Here is a 19,181-nt window from a genome sequence, read left to right as displayed (position 1 = left end):
CGACTCGGCCGCCCACGTTCCATCACCCCCTCCGTCGAGCGGCGGATCGTGAAGCTCCGACGAGAAGGCCTGTCGTGCAACGCGATCGCGGCGGAGCTGACGGCGAAGAAGGTGCCGACGCCGACCGGCGGGGCGCAGTGGAGCGGCAGCACGATCCGAGGCGTGCTCGCCCGGCAGGAGGCGAAGTGATGGCGCACGTGCGCAAGGTCGAGACGACGAAGCGGCGCAACGGCCGCACCGTCGCGCACTACGAAGTGCGGTGGTCCGAAGTAGAGGTAACCCCACAAGGGTTGCGCCGCAAGCGGTACCGGCAGGAGACCTACCCGACCCGCGCCGCAGCCGACGACCGGGCCGCCGAGATCGAGAGCAGCCTCTCGGCGACCGGCAGCGTCACCGGCCGCGAAGCGCGGCTGGAGCCGTACGGCGGCTACGCGGCGGCGTGGCTCGACTCGCTCACCGGCACCATCAAGGCCCGCACCCTCGCCGAGTACCGGCGGCTCTACGCGCACTACGCCGAAGAGCCGTTCGCGACCCGCCCCGTCGGCTCGATCTCGCCCGCCGACGCCCGCACGTTCCGGGCCGGGCTCGTCGAGCGGGGGCTGTCGCGGAAGACGGTCGTGAACGTGTTCGACGTGTTCCGGCGGGTGCTCGACGCGGCAGTGACCGACGGGGCGTTGCCGAGCAACCCCGCGCACTCCCTCCCCCGCCTGCGCGACGGCGACGCCCAGCCGTTCGCCCCGCACCCGCTGACCTCCGAGCAGGTCGCCGCCGTCTCCGACCACATCGGCGCCCGCTACCCGATCTACGGGTTCGTCGTGTTGTTCCTGGCGTGCACGGGGCTGCGCACCGGGGAGCTGGCGGGGTTGGAGATCGGCGATGTGCGGTTGGCCGGGCGGGGCGGCTCGATCGCGGTGCGCCGCACGAAGCGCAAGGTGCGGGGCGGGTGGGAGACGGGGACGCCGAAGAGCCGCAAGTCGCGGCGCACGGTCCCGCTCGACGGGTGGCTCGCCGACGACCTACGCGCCTACCTCGCGACACACCCCCGCTCCGGCGACCCGGAAGCACCGCTGTTCCCGGCGCGGTACGGCTACCGCTCGAAGGGCGTCGCTCGCTCCATTCTCGTCGCGACCGTCGAGCACCCCGCCACCCTCGACTCCTACAACTGGACCGCGCCGGTCGACCCGGGGACGCTGTACTCGAACTACTTCCGCCCCGCCCTGCGTGCGGTTGGCCTGCCTGCCTCCGCGCCGGCCACCGACGACGCACCCGCGATCCGCGGCGTCCGCCTCCACGATCTTCGGCATTCGTTCGCGGTGCTGAGCCTGACGGCGGGGGCGCACTACATGCAGGTCTCGAAGTGGCTCGGGCACGAGAGCTTCGTGACGACGTTGACGATCTACGGCGACTACATCGACGAGGACGAAGGCAAGTCGGTGCCGCTCGCCCGGCCGACCGCCCGCACCGGCAACGTCGTACCGCTGCACCGGACCGACACCGCGTAGCCCGTCCGCCCACGGAGCTTGGCGGAGAGCGACGAAGAGCCCCGGACCCACCCGAGAGGGCAGGCCGGGGCTCTCGCGCGTCTACGGAAGGCCGAGCGTGGATTTCACTCCGGCCGTGACAAGCGCTGCTACCAGGGACGCGCCCGTCCCCTTGAAGAGACCCGGAGCCCGCCGCTTGATACCGCCCCAGATCTCCTTCTCCTGCTTCTCGGGCAGCGATCCATCAGCGGCTCGCAGGCGCTCCAGCTGCTCTGAGATCCACAATCGGTCCGCCTCATCGATCCCCTCTTGGTCGAGGATGTTCTCCAGCTCGTAGAGGCGCTGTTGGCGGGTCGCCCATGGCATGGCACTTCCGCAGCCGTCGCAGAACGGACGCGGTTCATACGCCGTTGCGACGACCACCCTGGGCGTGTGCCTCCTTCCCTGCAACCGAAGCCCGCACGCGGGGCAGGACGTCAGCACGTCCGCGCCGCACGTTGAGCACCGGCCAACGTCAGTCCTCGGCCCATCGACTCGGCTGTTCTTGACGTGCCCCCGGCGGCAGATCAGAGCTGCGAAATGCCATGACTTCGTCCGGTCGCCGAGGTCTAACTCATGCGATGGCCAGAAGGCGGGTTCGGCTGCTTCGGTCACGCCTTCACCATCTCTTGGCGGCGTAGCACCGTTACGCCAGCGCCGACCATCGCTTTCACCGTTGGTCAGGGGGCGCCAGCGTCGCTGCGATCTTGTTCAGGTCCGCCTGGAGCTTGACCCGCGCGTCGGCCGCCTCCTCGGCGGCCTTCGCCTCGGCGGTCTGCGCCGGGATGAAGTTGTCGACGTACTCGCGGTTGGCCTGCTCGATGAGTTCGTCCACCTTCGCCACAGCCTCGGCGAGTTCGGCGCTCTTGCTCAGGCGGAACGAGATCCGGTGACCGGAAGACCGGTTCGCGAGTCCAGGATGTGCACGGCGATCCGGTCGGGCGATTCGAGCCTGGTCGATCATGAACAGTGCACTCTGTGGCGCCATGAACATGCGCTCCCAGTGTCCGTCCGGATCGATGTTGATCGGGATGTCGACTTCGATGGTGCCGCGCTCCGTTACCTGCACGTTCGGCGTCGCCGTACGGCGCACCTCGCCGTGGTACTCCTCAGCGTCAGTCACGCTGCACTCCTTCGTCGGGGGTACCGGAAAGCGTGGCACAGACCCCCGACAGTTCCCGCGACATCACGGCCAGCGACGGCCGTACCCCCGCCCACGGTGCCGCCCGCGACGGCAGACAGCCCGGAGCCACGCAGCGAACCGGGCTCGCACCCCTCGTGGCGAGTTGATCATGGCCGACCGTAGGCACGGAGCGTGGCGAGCCGCTACAGAATGTAGCCGCAGGTGGAGGGGATTTGGAGGGGAAAGGATCTTCACTGCCCTGAACACGCGAACAGCCCCGGACCGTTCTCGCTGGTCACGGGGCTGATTCGGGTGCGGCGGGCCGGGCTCGAACCGGCAACCTGACGGGTTATGAGTCCGCTGCTCTGACCAGTTGAGCTACCGCCGCTGCGGCGCGCAGATTACCCGAGGCGACCACCCCTCACGACGAGGCGGCGGGAACAATGACCCCCATGGAGCTGCGTCACCTCGCGGCCTTCGTCGCCGTGGCCGAGGAACTCCACTTCGGACGCGCGGCGGAGCGCCTGCACATGGCCCAGTCCCCGCTGAGCCGGCGGATCCGGACGCTGGAGGACGAGCTCGGCGCGCAGCTGTTCGAGCGCAGCACCCGCAGCGTCGCGCTGACCGCGCAGGGCGACGCGCTGCTGGAGCACGCCCGCCGCCTGCTCGACGAGGCGGCGCTGGCCGAGCGGGCGGTGCGCGCGGCCGGGCACGGCGAGGTCGGCAGGGTCAGCATCGGGTTCGCCGGTGCCAGCAGCTACGACGTGCTGCCCCTGCTGACCCGGGCCGTCACCTCGGAGCTGCCGGGGATCGAACTGGTGCTGCGCGGGCAGACGTACTCGGGGCAGGCGCTCAACGACGTCGCCGACGGGCGGCTCGACATCGGGTTCGCGGCGGTCCCGGTGCGGACCGGGCTGGACGCGCGGGTCGTCCGCCTGGAGCGCATCGTCGTCGCGCTGCCGGACCGGCACCGGCTGGCCGGGCAGGAGTCGGTCGCGCTGGCCGAGCTCGCGTCGGAGCCGTTCGTGTCGTTCCCCGCCGACGGCGGGTCGGCGGTCCGCGACGCCGCGCACCGGGCGTGCTTCGACGCGGGGTTCACGCCGCGCATCGCCCAGGAGGCGCCGGACTCGTACACGATGCTGACCCTGGTCGGGGCCGAGGTGGGCGTGGCGCTGATGGTCTCGTCGGCGCAGCGCATCCACACCGGGCACGTGGTCTTCCGGCCCCTGAGCGACGAGCCGCCCGCGCTGCCGATCGCGCTCGCCTGGCGGGCGGACAACCCGTCGCGGGCGCTGTGGGCCGTGCTCGACGTCGCCGAGCGGGTGCTGCCGACGGCACAGCCCTGACTGTTGCCAAAGCGGTCTCAATGCCGGACTTAATTGGTCTTTGACCAGGCATAATCCTCGCTGACACAGTCGTCGCAGACCCCCGCACGCCGACAAGGAAGTCTGCGATGACCGACTCCGTACCCCGCACCGAGACGACGACGGCGATGCCGAGGGAGGCCCGGAAGGCCGGCGTCACCGCCTTCATCGGGACGACCGTCGAGTGGTTCGACTTCTACATCTACGGCACCGCGTCCGCGCTGGTGTTCGGGCAGCTGTTCTTCCCCGACATGAACCCGGTGCTCGGCACGCTCGCCGCGTTCGGGACGTTCTGGGTCGGGTTCCTCGCCCGCCCGATCGGCGGGATCGTGTTCGGGCACATCGGCGACCGCGTCGGACGCAAGACGGCGCTCGTCACGACGCTGTCGATGATGGCGGTCGCGACGGCGGGCGTCGGCCTGCTCCCGACCTACGCGCAGATCGGCGTCCTGGCCCCGGTGCTGCTGATCGTGCTGCGCATGGTGCAGGGCGTCGCCATGGGCGGTGAGTGGGGCGGCGCGGTCCTGATCGCGACCGAGTACGCGCCCCGCCACAAGCGGATCCTCTACGGGGCGTTCGCCCAGCAGGGCTCGCCGGTGGGCAACCTCCTCGCCACCCTGGCCTTCCTCGGCATCTCGCAGCTCGACGAGGAGGCGTTCGCCTCCTGGGGCTGGCGGGTGCCCTTCATCGCGTCGCTGCTCCTGCTGATGGTGGGCCTGTTCATCCGGCTGCGGATGGCCGAGACGCCCGAGATGACCGCGCTGCTGGAGTCGCGGCGCACCGCGAAGCTGCCGATCGCGGAGGTCCTGCGCAAGCACCGCCTGCTGGTCGCGATCGGGGTCGGCGCCGGTGCCGCGGGCGTGGCGATCACCTACGTGAAGACGACGTTCGCGCTGTCCTGGGCCACGACCGAGATCGGGTTCGACCGGACCACGTTCCTGACCGTGATCACCGTGGCGCTCGTCGTCCAGGTGATCGTGCAGCCGTTCGGGGCGGTGCTGGCCAGCCGGATCGACCTGCGGCGCGCCGTGCTCTGGATGCTGCTCCCCGAGATCGTGCTGCTGCCCCTGATGTTCGTGCTCGTGCAGACCGGTTCGCTCGGCCTGGCGATGCTCGGGATGGCGCTGGCGACGGTGCCGCACGCGATGTTCTACGCCGCCCTGGCCGGGATCCTCTCCGAGGTCTTCCCGGTCGACGTCCGCTACACCGCCACCTCGCTGGCCTACCAGCTCTGCACCACGGTGTTCGCCGGCACCGCGCCACTGGTCTCGCAGACCCTGCTGGTCACCACCGGCAGCATCTGGTCGGTCGTCGTGCTCGGCCTGGGCTACGTCGTCGTCTCGATCGTCTGCACCGCCGCCCTGATCCGGCGCAGCACCTGGGCGGACCGATGACCGCCCCGCACCCGACCCCACTCCGGGAGGAACTCTCCGTGAACGTCGCCGACCGGGACCCGGCACTGCGCCCGATGCTGGACCGCGTGCTGGCCCCCGCCGACCGGGACCGTGCCGGCCCGCTGCTCGACGCCATGGGCGCCGCGGCCGGGGGAGAGGTGGACCGGCTCGCCCGGACAGCCGACCGCCACCCGCCCCGGCACGTCCCGTTCGCGCCGTCCGGGGAACGGATCGACGAGATCGAGTTCCACCCCGCCTACGACGGCCTCGCCGAGGTCGCGTTCCACCGGTTCGGCCTGGCCGCGATGTCGCACCGCCCGGGCGTCAACGGGTGGCCCGGCCGCACCCCGCACGTCGTCAAGTACGCGCTGTCGTACCTGTTCGTGCAGTCCGAGTTCGGCATCGCGTGCCCGCTGTCGATGACCGACTCCGCGGCCCGCATCCTGCGCCTGTTCGACGCCGGCCGGTTCGCCGCCGAGATCGACGCCCTCAGCTCCACCGACCCGGCCACCGCCGCCACCGGCGCGATGTTCATGACCGAGATCGACGGCGGCACCGATGTCGGGCGGACCGCCACCGAGGCGACCGACCACGGCGACCACTGGACGCTGACCGGGCGGAAGTGGTTCTGCTCCAACGTCACCGCGGACGTCGTGCTCACCCTGGCCCGGGTACCGGGACAGGGCGAGGGGACCCGCGGGCTCGGGATGTTCCTGGTGCCGCGGACACGCCCCGACGGCAGCCGCAACGCGGTCCGCGTCGACCGGCTCAAGGACAAGCTGGGGACGCGGTCGATGGCCAGCGGCGAGGTGACGCTGGAGGGGGCCTGGGCGCAGCCGGTCGGCGAGCTGTCCCGCGGGTTCCTGCAGATGGCCGAGATGGTCAACGTCTCGCGCCTGTCCAACGCCATGCGCTCGGCGGCGCTGATGCGGCGGGCCGTGCGGGAGGCCGTGGACCACACCCGTGAGCGGGTCGTGTCCGGGACGGCGCTGTTCGACAAGCCGCTGATGCGGGCGACGCTGCTGCCGCTGCTGCTGGACGCCGAGGCGTCGCTGGCCCTGGTGCTGGAGTGCGCCGACCGGCTCGACGCCGCCGACGCCGTCACGTTCGGCGAGGTCACCGGCGACGCAGCCGATCCCGCGGCCCGGTCGCTGATCCGGATCCTCACGCCGCTCGCCAAGTACACGGTCTGCAAGCGGGCCCGGTTCGTGACCGGCGAGACGATGGAGATCCGTGGCGGCAACGGCTACATCGAGGACTTCGTCGATCCCCGGCTCCTGCGCGACGCCCATCTCGGGTCCATCTGGGAGGGCTCGTCGAACGTCATCGCGCTGGACATCCTGCGCTGCCTGCGCAAGGAGGGCACCCACCGGCTCCTCGCGACGACCTACCGGGCCCGCCTCGACGCCGTGCGTCACCCGCTCACCGACGGCGCGGCGCGGCGGCTGGGGGAGCGCTGGTCCCGGCTCGCCGCGGACGCGGACCGGCTCCTCGGGAGCCCGGCCGGCGAGCAGGAGATCGGCATCGCCCGCTGGGCCGGCGACGTCGCAGAGACCCTGATGGCGACGCTGCTGCTGGAGCAGGCCGAGCACCGGCTCCACGCCGACGGTGACCACCGGTCGTTGCTCGTCGCCGAGACGGTGCTGCACCGGCTCGACGACCCGGGCGCCACCCCTGTCGCCGCGCTCGACCACCTCGGCGTCATCGCCGACGGCGGTCCGCTGCCGGAGCCCGTGCGGATCCCCGGCGTCTCCGCGGAGGAGGGGACCGGCGAACCGCGCACCGCGCGCCCGCTCGACGGGATCCGGGTCGTCGACCTGTCGAAGATCCTCGCCGGGCCCTACGTCGGCATGACCCTCGCCGACCTGGGCGCCGACGTCGTGAAGGTCGAGCACCCCGACGGCGGCGACCCGACCCGGCAGTGGGGCCCGCCGTTCCAGGGCTCCGACGCCACCTACTACCTGGCGGCGAACCGGAACAAGCGGTCGGTGACCGTCGACCTGAAGTCCGACGAGGGCCGCGCGACGGTCGAGGCGATGCTGCGCGACGCCGACGTCGTCGTCGAGAACTTCCGGCCCGGCAGCAGCCTGCAGCGGCTGTTCGACCACCGTGAGCTGTCCGAGCGGCACCCGCACCTGGTCGTCCTGCACATCTCGGCGTTCGGCGACGACGGACCGATGCGCGACGAGCCCGGCTACGACATGGTCGCCCAGGCCACCGCCGGGCTCATGTCACTCACCGGGGAGCCCGACGGGCCGCCGCTGAAGGCCGGCTACGCGATGGGCGACCTCGGCGCCGCCCTGTTCGGCGCGATCGGGGTGCTGTCGGCGCTGGTCGAGCGGTCACGCACCGGGCTCGGGCAGTACCTGACGACGTCGCTGTACGAGACCCAGCTGGCGCTGCACATCAACTGGGCGACCGGCTACTTCGCGACCGGCGAGACGCCGCGGCGGCTCGGCTCCGGACACCCCAACCTGGTGCCGTACCAGGCGTTCCCGGCCGCGGACGGCTACGTCGTGATCGCCGTCGGCAACGACACGCTGTGGACACGGCTGTGCTCGGCGCTGGAGCGGCCAGAGCTCGCCGAGGACCCGCGGTTCCGCACCAACGCCGACCGGGTCACCCATCGGGCCGACCTGGTCGCGCTGATCGAGAAGGCGCTCGCCCCGCGCACCGTCGCGCAGTGGTGCGAGCTGCTGCGGGCCGACGGTGTCCCGGCCGCCCCGATCCGCGACCTCCACGAGGTCTACACCAGCCCGCACACCGAGGCGCTCGGGATCGTCTCGACCGTGGAACACCCGACCGCCGGCCCGATCCGCCAGGTCGGGTTCCCCGTCAACTACCACGGCACGCGCCCCGCCGTGCGGACCGCGCCGCCCCTGCTCGGACAGCACACCGACGACGTGCTCGACGCCCTGCACGTCACCCCCCGGAGGACCCCGTGACCACCGCGACCCGCTCCCTGGACCTGCTCGACCTCGACGCCCTGCTCGGCGAGGAGGAGCGCGCGATCCGCGACACCGTCCGCCGGTTCTGCGACGACCGGCTCCGGCCGCACGTGGCCGGCTGGTTCGAGACCGGCGAGCTGCCGGTGCGCGAGCTCGCGGTCGAGCTGGGCGAGCTGGGGGTGCTCGGCATGCACCTGGAGGGCCACGGCTGCGCCGGGACCTCGGCCACCGCCTACGGCGCCGCGTGCCACGAGCTGGAGGCCGTCGACTCCGGCATCCGCAGCCTGGTCTCGGTGCAGGGCTCGCTGGCGATGTACGCGATCCACGCGTTCGGGTCCGAGGAGCACCGGCAGGAGTGGCTGCCGGCGATGGCGGCCGGCCGGGCGATCGGCTGCTTCGGCCTCACCGAGCCGGACTTCGGGTCCGACCCGTCGGGGATGCGCACCCGGGCCCGCCGCGACGGCAACGGCCCGGACGCCGACTGGGTCCTCGACGGCACCAAGATGTGGATCACCAACGGCTCGGTCGCCGACGTCGCGGTCGTCTGGGCGCGGACCGACGACGGCATCCGCGGGTTCGTCGTCCCGGCGGGCACGCCCGGATTCACCGCCCGCGCCGTCCCCGGCAAGCTCTCGCTGCGGGCCTCGGTGACCTCGGAACTGGTGCTCGACGCGGTCCGGCTCCCGGCCGCAGCCGTGCTTCCCGGGGTCACCGGCCTGCGCGGTCCGTTGAGCTGCCTGTCGGAGGCGCGGTTCGGGATCGTGTTCGGTGCGCCCGGAGCCGCCCGGGACTGCCTGGAGTCCGCGATCGGCTACGCGCTCGCGCGCCCGGTGTTCGACCGGCCGCTCGCCGGGTTCCAGCTCACCCAGGCGAAGCTCGCCGACATGGCCGTCGAGCTGGACAAGGCGATGCTGCTGGCCCTGCACCTGGGCAGGCTCAAGGACGCGGGCACGATCACGCCGGAACAGATCAGCATCGGCAAGCTGAACAACGTCCGGGAGTCGCTGGAGATCGCCCGGACGAGCCGCACGATCCTGGGCGCGAACGGGATCACGCTCGAGTACCCGGTGCTGCGGCACGCGGCGAACCTCGAGTCGGTGCTGACCTACGAGGGCACCTCGGAGGTCCACCAGCTCACCGTCGGCAAGGCGCTCACCGGGATCGGCGCGTTCCGCTGAGGTGGGAGTGCCGGCCCGTCCGTCAGCGCGCCCGCCGGGCCGGGCTCACCACCCACAACCCCACGACGACCGCGGCGAGGCCCGTACCGCCGGCGAGCGCCCCGATCCGTCCGACGGCGAGGTCCAGCACCAGCACGAGCCCGGAGACGAGGGTGAGCGCCAGCGCCACCAGGCCGACCTGGGTGAGATGGTGCGCCCACCGGACCAGCTCCGGCTTGAGCCCCATCCGGAAGACCCGCCGGTGGGCCGCGACCGGGGCGACGAGCAGCACCGAGCTCAGCGCCGCCGACAGCAGCGTCGTCACGAACAGACCGCGCTGCACCGGATCGAGCTCGGTGAACCGCTCGGTGAACGACGCCGTGAGCAGGAAGCCGAAGAGGATCTGGACCCCGGTCAGGACGACCCGCAGCTCCTGCAGGAGCTCGACGAAGTTGCGGTCGGCGCGCCGCAGCGGCGACTCGGCCCGCTCGGCCTCGTTCCAGCCGTCGGTGCCGGTCTCGTGGTCGGGGGTCGTCGTCGGGTAGGGCACGGGGCCTCCAGCAGCGGCGGTCTGTCACTCGTCGGGGTGACGGAGTGCCCGCTGCGACGCGGCCCATGCACGCCGCAACCGTCCTTCCCGCTCCATCGGGGCTCGTGCGGAGCGGTGGGACGGGATCCGGGACCGCCCACGACGAGGACCTCGCCGCGGGGGTGCCGGACCGTCACGTCACTTCTTTTTCTTCTTGTCCTTCTTCTTGTCCTTCTTCTTCTTGCCCATGGGGGGATCACCTCCGTTCACCGGCCGTCACCCTGCCGTTCAGACCGGAGAACGTAGCGCCGACCGAATTCGACGGTCAAGGATCCACAACCGACTTGACCAGGTGAAACGCGATCCGGACAGGTCAAGGTCGAAGCGGACGCAAACGTGGTCCCGAATGGTGCGTCCGAACGGGTGGCCGGGATCGGGCACCTGCGACGGGACCCCGGACGGCCGGGCCGCCCCGTACCGTTCCGGTGCCACTTGTCGCCGAACCAGGAGGCACCGACCCGATGGCCGACCGCACGTCCGACACGGTCCCGGAGCCGGCCGACGACATCGACATCGACGGGCACCGGATCCGCTGGTCGGTGTCCGGCGACGGCCCGCCGGTCGTGCTCTGCCACGGGACGCCCTGGTCGTCACGCCTGTGGGCGCCGATCGCGGCCGTACTGGCCACCGAGTTCCGGGTGTACCTCTGGGACATGCCGGGCTACGGCGCGTCGTCGATGGCCGAGGGATCGGACGTGTCGCTGGCGGCCCAGGGGCGGGTGCTGGCGGCGTTGCTGGAGCGCTGGGGCCTGGACCGCCCGCACGTGGTCGCGCACGACTACGGGGGCGCGGTGTCGCTGCGCGCCCACCTGCTGCACGGCGCGGCGTACGCGTCGCTGACACTCGTCGACGTCGTCGCGCTCGCCCCGTGGGGATCCCCGTTCTTCCGGCTGGTCCGGGACCACGTGGCGGCGTTCGCCGGTCTCCCCGCCCCGTTGCACGAGGCGCTGGTGCGCGCCTACGTCCGCGGGGCCGCCCACCGCGAGCTGCGAGCCGACGACGAGGACATGCTGGTGGGGCCCTGGCTCCCGGCGGCGGGGCAGGCCGCGTTCTACCGGCAGATCGCCCAGGCCGACGAGCGGTTCACCGACGAGATCGAGCCCCGCTACGGCGAGCTCGACCTGCCGGTCCGGATCGTCTGGGGCACCGAGGACACCTGGATCCCGGTGGACCGGGCGCACCGGCTGGCCGCCGCGATCCCGGGGTCGTCACTGCACCTGGTCCCCGGGGCCGGGCACCTGATCCAGCTCGACGCCCCGGAGGCGCTGACCGCCCACGTGCTCGCCGCCGTGCGGTCCGCGTCCTGATCGCGCACGGGCGCGCCGCTCCCGCGGGGTGATGCCGTACGCGGCCTTGAACCTGCGGCTGAAGTGGGCGGGGTCCCGGAAGCCCCAGCCGTGGGCGATCGCGCCGATCGTCCGGTGCGACGAGCCGGGGCCGGCGAGCTCCTGGTGCGCCCCGTCGAGCCGCCGCGTGATGACGAGCTGCTCCAGGCTGATGCCGGCCCGGGAGCAGACCTCGTAGAGGTGGCGGACCGAGATGTTGAGCGCGGCCGCGACCAGCTCGGGGCCCAGGTCGGGGCGCCGGAGGTTCTGGCGCACGACCTCGCGGACCTGCGTCGCCAGCGTCTCGTGCACGGCGTCGCGGTGCGCGGCCGGACCGTCCGCGGCCGACGAGAGCAGGGCCCGGACGAGGTCGATGCTCGCGCCGCCGACCGCGGCGGCCTCCGGACGGTCGGCGAGGTGCCCGGCCTGCTGGAACAGGTCGACGACGTGCCGTGCCACCAGGTCGGACAGCGGGCTCCGGCCGAGCCGTGGCGCCGCCGCGCGGATGACGTCGGCGGGGAGCTCCAGCGCGTCCCGCGGGATCTGCAGCGCCCGCGACGCGCCCCGGGCGCTCCAGGAGAACGCGAACGGGGCCGAGAGGTCCACCAGCATCAGCCCGCCCGCCGGTACGTCGTGGCGGTGGCCGAACTGCTCGTGCCGGGCGCTGCTGCGTTCCTGGACGGCGAGTGCGACGACCGGCCCGCCGTCCCGCCGTGCCTGCCGTTCGTCGCGGGACATCGCGAGCCCGGACGACTCGTTGCGGAACAGGCCCAGCCTGCCGAGCCGCCACAGCTCCATGCGCGCGTGCAGGCGCTCGTGCGGGGCGAGCGTGACGGTCGCGCCGCTGGCCTCGGCCAGCCGGCTCGCGACGGTCCCGGCGCGGTCCTGCTCGGGCACGGTGCGCGAGTCGAGCAGCAGCATCTCCGGGGACTCGCCGCCGCACCCGCCGGTGCTACACGGGGCGCCGCCCGGATCGCGCGCCCAGGGACAAGGACCCCGCAGACAGGAGCTGTCCGGTCCGTGCCCTGTTCCTACGTTCGTTCCGGTCGCAGTGCCACCGGACCGACCGGAAGGACACCTCGTATGACGCACGCCGCACCCGACACGATCGTCCTGATCCACGGCTTCTGGGTGACGCCCCGGTCGTGGGAGAACTGGATCGCCCACTACGAGAGCCGGGGCTACCGGGTGATCGCCCCCGCCTACCCGGGCTTCGAGGCGGAGGTGGAGTCGCTCAACGCCGACCCCTCCCCGGTCGAGGAGGTCACGATCCCGGCGATCGTGGACCGGCTGGCGGAGGTCGTCCGCGGCCTGTCGGCGCCCCCGATCCTGATCGGCCACTCCGCGGGGGGAGCGTTCACCCAGATCCTGCTGGACCACGGTTTCGGCGCCGCGGGGGTCGCGCTGAACTCGGCGCCGACCGAGGGTGTGCCGGTGGTCCCGCTGTCCCAGGTGAAGGCCACCTTCCCGGTGCTGAAGAACCCCGGGAACCGGCACCGGGCGGTGCGCTACGACTTCGAGCAGTGGAACTACGCGTTCACGAACACCTTCCCCGAGGACGAGGCCCGCGCGCTCTACGAGCGCTACGCGGTCCCGGTGTCGGGCCGCATCCTGTTCGAGACAGCGCTGGCCAACCTCACCCCCGGCCACCAGGGCACCTGGGTCGACTACCGCAACGAGGACCGGGCGCCGCTGCTGTTCGTCGGCGGGAGCGAGGACAAGATCATGCCGCCGAAGGTGCAGTGGTCCAACGCCGCCCACTACCGGGGCACCTCCACGGTCACCGAGGTCGTCGAGTTCGGCGGCAGACCGCACCTGCTGCCCGCGGCGCCGGGCTGGGAGGAGATCGCCGACCTCGTCCTCGCCTGGGCGGTCCGGCACGCCGTGGTGCCGGTGCGCAGCTGACGGTCCGGCGGACGCAGCCCGTTCGTGCTGTGGACATCGCAGACGCCGACCGGATAGTGTGACCGGGGTAACAGGCTCGATCTTCGGACGGGTCGGCGCGGCTCCCGCGTCCGGGCTCAAACCACGACGCCCTGAACGTTCCCCGGGTCACGCACGGTCTGCGTACCCCCTGTTCGGGCGGTGTCACATGAACGGTTCCGACGCAGCACGGCACTCGTCCGGATGCGCTGCGCCCACTGCGCCGGCGGCGGTCCCGGAGGGGGCACGGGTGGCCGTCGAACGGCTGCGACCCGGCACGACCGTCGTGCGGCTGTCCGGGGAGATCGACCTCGCGACCGCGGACGCGGTCGCGCGGACGCTCCTCGACGTCGTCGCCGCATCGCACGGACACCGGATCCTCGTCGAGCTCGACGAGGTCCGCTTCCTCGGCGCCTGCGGACTGGAGGTCCTCCGCGCGGCCGCGGAACGGGCCGCCTGCCTGGACGCAGAGCTGCGGGTGGTCCTCGACGACGCCGCACCCGCGGCGCGGACGCTGCGTCTGGCGCCCGATCTCGTGTTCCCCGCGGTGCGCCCGCCGGGACTCCCGACGGCCCCGGAAGGCGGACGACCGTGACGCACGACGACGCGCCGGCGAAGGACGATGGAGGAGCGCTGGACCGGGTGGTCGCCGACCAGCTCGCACCGTTCGTCGCCTGGCTGGCCACCCGGTCGCTGGACGAGACGGCCCGGCGCCGGATCCGGATCGTCGTCGAGGGCTTCCTGCTCTGGAGCCGGACCGATCCCGGCCCGGTCGGCGGACGCCGCCGCCGCTACGAGGAACACCTGCGCGGCCGGCGGCCTGCCGACCTGCCGACGGTCCGCGAGGGGCTGGACCGGTGGGCCGAGCACCGGGTGCTCGTCGCCCGGACACTGCCGATCGACGGTCGCTGAACCGCGGGTCACCGCCGCGGGTGCACCGCGCTCTCGGTGATCCGGCGGGCGACGTCGTGCAGCTTGCTGTTGGTGTGCTGCGAGTAGCGGGTGAGCAGGCTGAACGCCTGGTCGGCGTCGAGCTGGTAGGTCTGCATCAGCACGCCCTTGGCCTGCCCGATGAGGTCGCGGGTGGCGAGGGCGCGTTCCAGGTTCGCGATGTCGGTGGCGCCGTAGAGCGCGACGGCGGCGTGCGAGGCGAACACGCCCGCGATCTCCCGGCTCTCCTCGTCGAACCCGCGGGGCGTCACGCTGTAGAGGTTGAGCGCCGCGCGGGTGCCGTCGTGCGGCGCCGTCCGGTAGGAGATCAGGCTGCGCACCCCGCGTTCCGCGGCGGCGGTGGCGAACCGCGGCCAGCGTCGCTCGTCGCGGAAGTCGTCGACGACGACCCGTGCGGCGGTGCCCGGCGCGACCGCCTCGACGCACGGCCCCTCGCCGAGGGTCACCTGGAGCTGGTCGAGCTGGGTGATGTCGGGGTGGCTGGGTGCGCGGGACGACAGACCGTCGTGGTCGTGCACCGTCAGGCCGGCGTAGTCGGCGCCGGGGATGGTGGCGACCGCCGCGGCGGTCAGATGCTCGAGCAGCACCCGGCTGCGCGGTCCGCACTGCCGGGAGACACCGCTGGTCAGCTGCGTGGCGATCCGGTCGAGGACCGCCTGCAGCGGTTCGTGGCTGCCGGGGGGCTGGTGGGTGTCCACGCACAGGGACTATCCGCCCACGGCAGCGTTTGTCCAAGGAGCGAGACGCCCGGTGACGTGAGCGGTGGCGGTACCCCGCGTCGGGTGGGAAGGCGTGCCCCCCTCCCGGCCGGTTTGGCAGAATGGGCGGCCGACCAGAGGGCCCCGCAGGAGCAGGATGAACGCCTTGTCCACGACGTGTCCCGCCGACGGCGGCGACCACACCGCCTGCGAGGCGGTCTGCGCGCCCGACCGGCTGGCGGCGCTCGCGGCGTCGGGTCTGTCCGGCGCGCCCGACCCGCACATGCAGTTCCACGCGGAGTGGGTCCGCACCTCCGTCGGCGCCCCGCTGGCGGTCGTCCTGCTGGTCCACCCGGCCCGGCTGGTCGTCCCCGGCCTGGCGGGCGGGACCGGACCGGCCGCCCCGCCCCGGTCGGTGCCGCTGACCCGGCCGGTGTGCCGGCACGCCGCCGAGCTGGCGACCGCCGTCGTGGTCGACGACGCCCGAGGGACGGACGTCCTCCCGGCGCTCCGTACCGTGGCTCCGGGGGCCGTCGCCCTCGCCGCCGCACCCCTGACCGACGGCCACGGCCACGTCCTCGGCGCGCTCGTCGTCGCCGACGACCGTCCGCGGAGCTGGGATCCGGACGAGATCCGGACGCTGTTCAACGTCGGCCGGGCGTGCTCCACGGACCTGCGGCTGCGGCTGTCCCGTCAGGACGCCGGTATCGAGATCGACCGGCGCGACGAGATCGCGACCGGCCACCGCCGGGCGTTCGACCGCAGCCAGATGCTGCTGTCGGCGTCGCAGGCGTTCACCGGCACGACGACCGTCGACGACGTCCGGTCCCGCATCGAGGACCTCCTGGGGGAGGCGCTGGACCCCGCGCTCCTGACGGTCGTCGTGACCGACGAGCGCGGCGGTCTGCAGCAGTTCGCCCCCGAGCGGACCGCGGACGACGATCCGGGCCCGCTGCGGTTCGCCGGGTCCGTGCTGGCCGCCCCGGACGGCGGGCGGCGCGACGGCGTGCAGTACTTCCGCGGTCGCGCGGAGTTCGACCGGGAGTTCCCTCGGGGCGTCCGTGACCAGCTCCGGGACCTCGGCCTGCACTCCGTGGTCTCCGTGCCGTTGCCCTCGGCGGCCGGCGCGCCGGGTTCCCTCGTGCTCGGGTGGACCACGCCCGACGCCGTCGAGCCGACCGACCTGCTGACCATCGCCACCATCGCCGGTTACGCCGCCCAGGCGCTGGCCAGGGCCCGGCGGCTCGACCACCGCACCGCGGTGGCGCACGAGATGCAGAACGCCATGCTGACGACGCTGCCGAAGATCGACGGTCTGCCCATGGCCGCCCGCTACCGTCCGGCCGACTCCCGGGAGTACGTCGGCGGCGACTGGTACGACGTCGTCCCCAAGACCGATCCCGACCGGCCCCGCGACGACCTGTTCGCGGTGTCGGTCGGTGACATCGTCGGCCACTCGGTGACCGCGGTCACCCTGATGGGGCAGGCCCGCTCGATGCTGCGTCAGGCCACCTGGGACAACCCCGGAGGACCGCCCACCGCGATCCTGGAGTCGTTCGAGGCGGCGAACAGCGGGCTCGACCTCGGTGCCGCCGGTACGACCGTCGTCGTCCACCTGCGCCGTGACCCGGCGGGCCGCTGGTCGATGACGTGGGTCAACGCGGGCCACCCGCCACCCGTCCTGCTGCACCCCGACGGCACCGCCGAGCTGCTCACCGAGCACGACGTGCTGTTCGGGTACGACCTCGCCGGACCCGGCACCCGCCACGACCACCACCGGGCCCTCGCGCCCGGCAGCACGCTGTTCCTCTACACCGACGGTCTGGTGGAGAAGCGCGGCAGCGACCTCGACACCGGGACGGCGGCCCTGGTCGAGCTCCTGGAGGGCGTGTCCGACCGGTCCGTGGACGACATCGCCGACATCGCCGTCGAGACGCTCGCCCCGGGGGCGGACGACGACGTCGTCGCGTTCGCGATCCGCTTCCCGCCCGGCTGACCGGGCCCGGACCGGCGGCGCTCCCGGGGTTTGGCCCGCGGTTCCTCGGGTACACGCCGTCCCCGCTCCGAGGAGGTCCGATGACCGAACCGGTGACGTCACCGGTCTCGCGGTTCGACGTGAGGTCGTCCGATCCGGAGTACTCGCACGAGGTGCTCCGCGCGACCTACACCGACTTCGCGGTCCGCACGTCCAGGAACCTCGACGACTTCCGCCTCGCACTCACCGGTGTCCGGACCGGCGACGTGGTGCTCGCACGGACGCGGTACGGCGCGGCCGCCGAGATGGGCGTGCCGCCGCAGGACCGGCAGTTCCACCTGGCCACCTACGCCGGTGGCCGGGTGTGTCTGCGGGACGGCAGGGAGATCGTCACCCCCGGCCTGGGCACACCGACGATGCTGCCGAGGCGTGAGATCACCTGCCGCCTCGCGGACGTGGACGTCCGCACCGTGTCGCTGACGTCGTCGCTCATGGACCGGGCCGCCCGGTCGGCGTTCGGCGCCGACGCGCCCCCGACCCGCTTCACCTCGACGGCACCGGTCTCACCGGAGGCAGCCCGGTACTGGCAGGGCGTCGTCGCCCACCTGCGCGACGACGTCCTGGGCGACGACGCGGTGGCGGCGACCCCGCTCGTCCTCGCCGAGGCGACCCGCGCGCTGGCCACCGCGACGCTCGTCGTGTTCCCGAACGTCGGGCTCGCCCGGGCCGGGGAGCGCGCCGACGCGGGGGGCCGGGCGGATCCGGCCGTCCTGCGGCGGGCCCTCGCCTACATCGACGAGCACGCCGGCGAGGACATCGGGGTCGACGACATCGCCGCGGCGGCCCGGATCGGCGTCCGCGGGCTGCAGCACATGTTCCGCAGACACCGCCGTGGCACGCCGCTCGAGGAGCTGCGCCGGGCCCGGATGGCCCGCGCGCACGCCGATCTGCGGGCCGCGGACCCCACCTCGGGGGACACGGTCGGCTCGATCGCGGCCCGCTGGGGGTTCGCCCACTCGGGCCGGTTCTCGGTCGAGTACCGCCACGCCTACGGCTGTTCCCCGAGCGCGACGCTGCGGCGGTAGCCCTGTCCTCACCCGTGCCGGGTGACGAGCGGGACGCCCGCCTGCGGCAGGGTCGGAGCACGCCGAGTCCCCGGAGGCAGACGATGACCGAGCCCGTCACGGCCTCCCGGGACCCGCACTCGCGGAACGGCGTGCACGACGGCCCGCCGGTACCGGCCCGGCAGCCGCCCGCATGCGCCGGCTGATCCCGGCCGGCCGGTCCCGCAGGCCACGCCGGCCCCACCGGTCCGGCAGGCCGCACCGGAGCGTGCGGGCGTCGGTCGCCACCCTGCAGGCCGGGTTCGCCGGGCGCCTCGTGGTCCGGTTCGTCGCGGCCAGCGGATACGACCGGGCGCTGGCCCTGGCGGCGCAGGCGTTCGTGGCCCTCGTCCCGGCGGCGCTGCTCACGCTCGCCTACTTCCCGGTGGACCAGGGGGCGGCCGTGACCTACCTGATCGACCGCTTCGGGCTGACCGGCGACGGGGCCGAGGCGGTGCGGGAGCTCGTCGCGCGGCCCCGGCAGGCGGGTACCCCGGGGGCGGTCGGCGGCGTCGTGCTCGTCGTGATGACCGGGATCGGGTTCACGCGGACACTGCAGCGGCTCTACGTCTCGGCCTGGGTGCTCAGCCCGCTCGGCCTGCGTGGGTTCCTGCACGCGTTGCTCGCGGTCGTCGCGCTCGTGGCGGCCGTGCTCGCGGCGGTCGTGTTCGCGCCGTCGGACGAGGGCCCGCACCCCGTCGCCGCACTCGCCGTGCAGGCCCTCATCGCGGCGGTGCTGTGGCTGCCGATCCAGCGGCTGCTCGTCGGTGACCGCGTCACGCTGCGCCGGCTCCTGCCCGGCGCGGTGGTGACGGGCGTCGGCCAGACGCTGGCGACCCTGCTGTCGGGGCCCTACCTACGGCTCGCAGTGGGGGAGCAGGCCGACCGGTTCGGCGTCCTCGGTGTGGCGTTCGTGCTGGTCTCGTGGCTGCTGGTCCTGGCCTACCTGCTCGTCGGCGCCGCGGTGTTCGGTGCGGAGCTGGCGGGGGCACCCGTCCCCGGCTCCCCGGCGACCCGCCCCGACCCGGACCCGGACCCCGAGCCCGAGCCCGAGCCCGACGACGGTGACGCGACCACGCCGCGGACGATCGGTGGGGCGCGCGCCTGAGCC

At 73.2% G+C, this 19,181-nt stretch carries 18 protein-coding genes and 1 tRNA gene; 13 read left to right on the top strand and 6 right to left on the bottom strand.

Features of this window, described 5'->3' with window-relative positions; translation table 11 throughout:
- The first annotated feature begins 48 nt into the window (after positions 1-48).
- Complete coding sequence (locus PP1_RS07060; protein WP_010224741.1) at positions 49-189, top strand: recombinase family protein; 141 nt, start codon at positions 49-51, stop codon at positions 187-189.
- The gene (locus tag PP1_RS07055; protein WP_010224739.1) at positions 189-1,502 is read left to right on the top strand and encodes a tyrosine-type recombinase/integrase; all 1,314 of its coding nucleotides are present in this window, start codon (positions 189-191) and stop codon (positions 1,500-1,502) included. The genes PP1_RS07060 and PP1_RS07055 overlap by 1 nt, the downstream gene beginning before the upstream one ends.
- An 81-nt stretch (positions 1,503-1,583) precedes the next feature.
- On the opposite strand, the gene PP1_RS07050 is transcribed toward PP1_RS07055, so the two are convergent.
- From PP1_RS07050 to PP1_RS07040, 3 genes are all read right to left on the bottom strand, one after another.
- Positions 1,584-2,135 carry a DUF2321 domain-containing protein gene (locus PP1_RS07050; RefSeq protein WP_075314090.1) on the bottom strand — a complete coding sequence of 184 codons (552 nt, stop codon included), beginning with the start codon at positions 2,133-2,135 and terminating at the stop codon, positions 1,584-1,586.
- Between the two features lie 55 nt (positions 2,136-2,190).
- Positions 2,191-2,643 carry a hypothetical protein gene (locus PP1_RS07045; protein WP_010224735.1) on the bottom strand — a complete coding sequence of 151 codons (453 nt, stop codon included), beginning with the start codon at positions 2,641-2,643 and terminating at the stop codon, positions 2,191-2,193.
- Between the two features lie 313 nt (positions 2,644-2,956).
- A tRNA-Ile gene (locus PP1_RS07040) sits at positions 2,957-3,031 on the bottom strand.
- 64 nt (positions 3,032-3,095) lie between these two features.
- Between PP1_RS07040 and PP1_RS07035 the strand changes: the two genes are divergently transcribed.
- From PP1_RS07035 to PP1_RS07020, 4 genes are all read left to right on the top strand, one after another.
- A complete protein-coding gene (locus PP1_RS07035) occupies positions 3,096-3,989 on the top strand; it encodes a LysR substrate-binding domain-containing protein (RefSeq protein ID WP_010224733.1) in 894 nt (297 codons plus the stop codon).
- A gap of 107 nt (positions 3,990-4,096) precedes the next feature.
- Positions 4,097-5,401, top strand: a complete 1,305-nt coding sequence (locus PP1_RS07030) for an MFS transporter (protein ID WP_010224731.1) — start codon at positions 4,097-4,099, stop codon at positions 5,399-5,401.
- 38 nt (positions 5,402-5,439) lie between these two features.
- Positions 5,440-8,346: a CoA transferase gene (locus PP1_RS07025; protein ID WP_249265958.1), complete on the top strand. Its 2,907-nt coding sequence runs from the start codon at positions 5,440-5,442 to the stop codon at positions 8,344-8,346.
- On the top strand, positions 8,343-9,527 hold the full coding sequence (locus PP1_RS07020; RefSeq protein WP_010224727.1) for an acyl-CoA dehydrogenase family protein: 1,185 nt from the start codon (positions 8,343-8,345) through the stop codon (positions 9,525-9,527). The genes PP1_RS07025 and PP1_RS07020 overlap by 4 nt, the downstream gene beginning before the upstream one ends.
- 22 nt (positions 9,528-9,549) lie before the next feature.
- On the opposite strand, the gene PP1_RS07015 is transcribed toward PP1_RS07020, so the two are convergent.
- Positions 9,550-10,056, bottom strand: a complete 507-nt coding sequence (locus tag PP1_RS07015; RefSeq protein ID WP_010224726.1) for a DUF6328 family protein — start codon at positions 10,054-10,056, stop codon at positions 9,550-9,552.
- A gap of 500 nt (positions 10,057-10,556) precedes the next feature.
- On the opposite strand from PP1_RS07015, the gene PP1_RS07010 reads away from it, so the two are divergent.
- Positions 10,557-11,402 carry an alpha/beta fold hydrolase gene (locus tag PP1_RS07010; protein WP_010224725.1) on the top strand — a complete coding sequence of 282 codons (846 nt, stop codon included), beginning with the start codon at positions 10,557-10,559 and terminating at the stop codon, positions 11,400-11,402.
- Here the strand turns inward: PP1_RS07010 and PP1_RS07005 are convergent.
- Positions 11,304-12,341 (bottom strand): helix-turn-helix domain-containing protein, encoded by a 1,038-nt coding sequence (locus PP1_RS07005; protein ID WP_010224724.1) that lies wholly within the window; start codon positions 12,339-12,341, stop codon positions 11,304-11,306. The genes PP1_RS07010 and PP1_RS07005 overlap by 99 nt on opposite strands.
- 162 nt (positions 12,342-12,503) lie before the next feature.
- Between PP1_RS07005 and PP1_RS07000 the strand changes: the two genes are divergently transcribed.
- From PP1_RS07000 to PP1_RS06990, 3 genes are all read left to right on the top strand, one after another.
- A complete protein-coding gene (locus PP1_RS07000) occupies positions 12,504-13,325 on the top strand; it encodes an alpha/beta hydrolase (protein WP_010224723.1) in 822 nt (273 codons plus the stop codon).
- A 268-nt stretch (positions 13,326-13,593) separates the two neighbouring features.
- On the top strand, positions 13,594-13,938 hold the full coding sequence (locus PP1_RS06995; RefSeq protein WP_010224722.1) for an STAS domain-containing protein: 345 nt from the start codon (positions 13,594-13,596) through the stop codon (positions 13,936-13,938).
- Positions 13,935-14,255, top strand: a complete 321-nt coding sequence (locus PP1_RS06990) for a hypothetical protein (protein ID WP_010224721.1) — start codon at positions 13,935-13,937, stop codon at positions 14,253-14,255. Before PP1_RS06995 ends, PP1_RS06990 begins: the two co-directional genes overlap by 4 nt.
- Before the next feature lie 8 nt (positions 14,256-14,263).
- Here the strand turns inward: PP1_RS06990 and PP1_RS06985 are convergent, their stop codons facing one another.
- Entirely contained in the window at positions 14,264-14,992 is a 729-nt protein-coding gene (locus PP1_RS06985) for a GAF and ANTAR domain-containing protein (RefSeq protein ID WP_010224720.1), read from the bottom strand.
- A gap of 157 nt (positions 14,993-15,149) precedes the next feature.
- Between PP1_RS06985 and PP1_RS06980 the strand changes: the two genes are divergently transcribed.
- The 3 genes from PP1_RS06980 to PP1_RS06970 all read left to right on the top strand — a co-directional run bounded on the left by PP1_RS06980 (position 15,150) and on the right by PP1_RS06970 (position 19,178).
- Positions 15,150-16,988, top strand: a complete 1,839-nt coding sequence (locus PP1_RS06980) for a PP2C family protein-serine/threonine phosphatase (RefSeq protein ID WP_010224719.1) — start codon at positions 15,150-15,152, stop codon at positions 16,986-16,988.
- An 80-nt stretch (positions 16,989-17,068) separates the two neighbouring features.
- Positions 17,069-18,052 carry a helix-turn-helix domain-containing protein gene (locus PP1_RS06975; protein WP_010224718.1) on the top strand — a complete coding sequence of 328 codons (984 nt, stop codon included), beginning with the start codon at positions 17,069-17,071 and terminating at the stop codon, positions 18,050-18,052.
- A 172-nt stretch (positions 18,053-18,224) separates the two neighbouring features.
- Positions 18,225-19,178, top strand: a complete 954-nt coding sequence (locus PP1_RS06970) for a YhjD/YihY/BrkB family envelope integrity protein (RefSeq protein ID WP_029239195.1) — start codon at positions 18,225-18,227, stop codon at positions 19,176-19,178.
- Positions 19,179-19,181 lie beyond the last annotated feature (3 nt).

The sequence above is a fragment of the Pseudonocardia sp. P1 genome, assembly GCF_000178675.2.
GTDB lineage: Bacteria > Actinomycetota > Actinomycetes > Mycobacteriales > Pseudonocardiaceae > Pseudonocardia.
The sequence above is the reverse complement of the archived record's forward strand: the minus strand, read 5'-3'. Positions and strand labels throughout refer to the sequence as shown.